1 protein-coding gene is annotated in these 380 nt (G+C 62.6%); it reads left to right on the top strand.

The genetic code is table 11. From position 1 onward, the window contains the following. Window positions 1-179: 179 nt before the first annotated feature. On the top strand, window positions 180-380 hold a 201-nt coding region (locus D7X55_RS42695; protein ID WP_233610501.1), incomplete at its 3' end, for a DUF6118 family protein.

The raw sequence follows: 380 nt of genomic DNA, 5'->3' as shown, positions 1-380 counted from the left end.
GCCAAGAGCCTTGAGCGCGACCCGCAGGCGGAATCCATCGTGCGTAATCGCAGCCGGGAGCTTGGAATCAAGCATGAGCTGCGCCAGGAGCAGAGCATTTCCCGCGCCCTTCAGGACGAAATGGCACGCGGCCAGCGGCTCAGCCGAGGTATGGGAATGGGAATGTAGAAAGGGACTTCATGACGGAAATGGACGACGACAGGGAAGGATTCGAGGCGGAAGCAATGGACGAGGACGCGGGTGATCCGGCCGCCGCGTTCGACGCGCTGCGGGAAACGGTCGAAAATCTCGCCGCCGACCTCAAGCGGGAAATGACCACTATCCGCAAGGGCGTGGAAGCGGCCTTTGAGGAATTTGACCGGCAGGGGCCGGCGCAGGAC

The sequence above is a fragment of the Corallococcus sp. AB049A genome (assembly GCF_003668885.1).
Taxonomy (GTDB): Bacteria; Myxococcota; Myxococcia; order Myxococcales; family Myxococcaceae; genus Corallococcus; species Corallococcus interemptor.
Note: the sequence above shows the minus strand (reverse complement) of the source record. Positions and strands in the feature narration are given on the sequence as shown.